This is a genomic window from Clostridium sp. (assembly GCF_032552055.1).
GTDB lineage: Bacteria > Bacillota > Clostridia > Clostridiales > Clostridiaceae > Clostridium.
In genome coordinates, this window is the sequence record NZ_JAWGSV010000301.1 from 1 (window position 1) to 3,563 (window position 3,563).

Annotated in this window: 3 protein-coding genes and 1 riboswitch; all 3 genes read right to left on the reverse strand. The window is 26.8% G+C overall.

The annotated features are described in order from the left end of the window. Positions 1-113: 113 nt before the first annotated feature. The 3 genes from E6248_RS14515 to E6248_RS14525 all read right to left on the reverse strand — a co-directional run bounded on the left by E6248_RS14515 (position 114) and on the right by E6248_RS14525 (position 3,340). Entirely contained in the window at positions 114-572 is a 459-nt protein-coding gene (locus E6248_RS14515) for an S-ribosylhomocysteine lyase (RefSeq protein WP_316341496.1), read from the reverse strand. Between the two features lie 239 nt (positions 573-811). Then, a complete protein-coding gene (gene metF / locus E6248_RS14520; RefSeq protein ID WP_316341497.1) occupies positions 812-1,711 on the reverse strand; it encodes a methylenetetrahydrofolate reductase [NAD(P)H] in 900 nt (299 codons plus the stop codon). 221 nt (positions 1,712-1,932) lie between these two features. Continuing rightward, positions 1,933-2,039: riboswitch (SAM riboswitch) on the reverse strand. Positions 2,040-2,386: 347 nt separating this feature from the next. Beyond that, positions 2,387-3,340: an MraY family glycosyltransferase gene (locus tag E6248_RS14525; protein ID WP_316341498.1), complete on the reverse strand. Its 954-nt coding sequence runs from the start codon at positions 3,338-3,340 to the stop codon at positions 2,387-2,389. Positions 3,341-3,563: the final 223 nt, after the last annotated feature.

A 3,563-nucleotide genomic window follows, 5' to 3' on the forward strand; every position in this document is an offset into this window, starting at 1 on the left:
TCCTTTAGTAAATTCATTTAAATAAAAAACTTGATATATATAATGTGAAAGTCGACTTAGAGCTTGCAAGATCGACTAGCATTATATATATCAAGTTTTATTTTATTAATTCACTATACTTCTCCATAGATGTTTAATGAGAATCCTGTTTTTAATGTCTTTTCAGCATATCTTTTTGCACCATCTAAAGATAAATCTTTATAATTTCCACATTGAACCTCATTAGCTGCAGGTATTTCTTCTGCTTTAAGTACTGCTTCTAAAGCTGATTCCAATGCTTCTTTAATTTCTTTTGGCTCCCTATCTCCCCATATACTTAAGTAGAATCCTGTTCTACATCCCATAGGTGATAAGTCTATAATTCCATCTACCTTACTTCTTAACTCGTGAGCTAGTAAATGTTCTAAACCATGTATTGCAGCTGTTTCAAAAGCTTCCACATTAGGCTGTAAAAATCTAATATCAAATTTAGTTACCTTGTCTCCTTCTTCTCCTTGTAAAAGACAACACTTTCTTATATATGGTGCCTTAACTATTCTATGATCTAATTCAAAACTTTCTACCTTTTCCATTAATACTACCTCCCAATATTTACTGATATATTTCAATTAATAGTATAAGTATACATTATTTGGATGTGTTATATAAATGATATTTAGTAATCTACTAAATTGTGGTATCTATCTAACAAACAGCCTTATTAAAACCAAATAATTATTAATGTAATTCTTCTAGAATTAATTAAAATAATTATTTTTCAAAACTCCCTAAGAAGTTTCTTAATTAATTTCTCATTATTCATTCTTAATTTTTAATTTTGACTCGCTACATTATCACAAGTATTTATTGTACTTATTATAGATGATACACCTTCGCTAATTCTTCTTGCTACATAAGGATTATTCATAGTATATAAGTGAATTCCATCTACTCCACTTGATATTAAGTCTATAATTTGCTCATTTGCATAAGCTATTCCTGCATCTCTTAATGCTTCTGAATTAAATTCATATTTATTCATTATCTTTAAAAACTTTTGTGGTACTTTTGCGCCGCAAAGTGATACTATTCTCTTTATTTGCTTTGAATTTATAACAGGCATAATACCAGCTTCAATAGGTATATTTATATTATACTTCTCTTTCTTCTCTAAGAAATCATAAAAATAATTATTATCGAAAAATAATTGAGAAACTAAGTGAGTAGCCCCTGATTCTTGTTTTCTTTTTAAGTTTAACAAATCATCTTCAATAGATTTGCTATCAGGATGAATTTCTGGATAACAGGCTGCAACTATGTTAAAATCATCTCTTCCTTTAATATGAGTTATTAAATCAGTTGCATACTTAAAACTACCTTCTCCTTTATAATCAGCTGGAATATCACCTCTTAATGCTAAAACATTTTCTATTCCTTGATTTTTTAAATCATCAAGTATCTTATCAACATTATCTTTAGTTGAGTTAATACATGTTAAGTGAGCTAGTGGCTCTATACCATACTTATTTTTTACTATTGAAGAAATTTCACAAGTCATATTCTTAATTAAGCTACCGCCTGCCCCATAGGTAACGCTTATAAAATCCGGTTTAAGATCTTTTAACTCTTCTAAAGTATTATAGATAGTTTCTATATTCGATTCTTGTTTTGGCGGAAATATTTCAAAAGAAAATACCACCTTTTTTTCATTAAATAAATTATTAATATTCATAATAGCCCCCTAAGTATTTATTCTTAGCGCATCTGCTTTTTCTGATATTGCCGCAAAAAATGGCAGGTGCAATGTTTTAGTATTTTATTATTTAGATTAATTATCTTTTATATTTTATAAAATCTTTAAACTATCCATCAATCATTTAAGATATAAATAATCTAAAGAATAAAAAAATACCTAAAGGATAACCTTTAGGTATAGTATAAGCCTATAAATTACCCTTATCTAACAGGAATTAGCACCACACAAATAAGCTAAATATAAATTTAACCTTGTAGGTTGCCGGGTATCATAGGGCCAGTCCCTCCACCACTCTCGATAAGTTCTTTATATATATGTTTCAATAAATAGTCTACCTTCTTGAGGCTTATTACATTCTTACTTAAAAATATTTTTATAAGTAATTTTCATCAATTGAAAGCATATATATTTTTTATTTCTATATAAGTTGTCAATATAATGCCACATCTTAAATATTTTAACAGGAAATGAACCTCGAATAAGATGTACATGCTTTATTACAACTTAAATATTCTTTTTATTTATTATAAGTTATTTCCTCTTTTTTGTAAACAAGGAAATTAAGTTCAATTTTTATTTATAAAATTTTCTTATGATTTTCTATTATTTATCCAATCTTATTCTTAATACTTACTTATAGTAAAAATCTAATTAATGTTTTATTATTAATAATACTATTGAAACTATACTAAATGCTAAGCTTACCATATTTATATATGTTACTACTTGCTTAGGTGTAAATCCCTTAGCTTCTAGCCTATAATGAATTTGACTTCTATCTGCTTGATAAACAGGTTTTCCATCTAGAAATCTTTTTATAATTACAAAGATATTGTCAAATATTGGTATAGCTAATGCTAGTATAGGGATAAATAAGCTCATTAAGGTAGCTTGTTTAAACGCTCCATCTAAAGCTATTATACTCAGTATAAACCCTAAGAAATTAGCCCCTGAATCACCCATAAATATTTTTGCAGGATATTTATTGTACATGAGGAATCCCAAAGTCGCACCAGAAACTCCTAAGGACATAATTATAGATTCACTTTGATTAAGTATTATAGCTGCTCCTGCAAAAGTAATGGATGAAATTAAAGTTAATCCACCAGCTAATCCATCCATACCATCTGACCAGTTTATAACAGTAGTAACTCCAAATATCCATGTTACAGTTAAAATAAATTGTACTACATAACTTAATTGAATATATTCCCCTGAAAAAGGATTACTAAATCCTCTAAAAGCAACTCCTGAATTAAATACAAGAATTGCAGCTAGTAATTGAATAATTAATCGTGGATAAATTGGGAATTCTTTTCCCCTAGTTTTATAGAAGTCATCAACTAGTCCAATTAATAATATTAAAATTGATCCAAAAAATATCCATGCTTTTTCTATATCTAAACTATATATATTTACAAAAAAATAAACTACAAAAAATCCAATAAACATAGCTATACCACCACAAAGTGGAATTTCTCCTCTATGTTGTTTTCTTTTTGTTGGCTTATCGGTAAAACTATATTTATGTGATAATTTCACTAATATAGGCACTGAAAAATATACAATTGAAAATGCCAATATAAAAGATAATATATATCTCATAATGTCTCCTTAATTATAAATGCTATTTACTATGTTTCAATTAATAATCTACATATAATTTTATACAATTATAAATCAAAATTATTATTTAAGTAAAATATCATAATTGAAAGCATAGTATTTTAATTTTTATATAAGTTGTTTAGATAATCATAAATCATAAATATTTCAAGCATGAAATACAACTTAACAAAATGTCCATTCCTTCTTACAACTTATATAT

Bases quoted from the DNA above. Each gene is read 5' to 3' on its own strand.
- E6248_RS14515 (WP_316341496.1), bottom strand. From the start codon at position 572: ATGGAAAAGGTAGAAAGTTTTGAATTAGATCATAGAATAGTTAAGGCA.
- E6248_RS14525 (WP_316341498.1), bottom strand. From the start codon at position 3,340: ATGAGATATATATTATCTTTTATATTGGCATTTTCAATTGTATATTTT.
- metF (WP_316341497.1), bottom strand. From the start codon at position 1,711: ATGAATATTAATAATTTATTTAATGAAAAAAAGGTGGTATTTTCTTTT.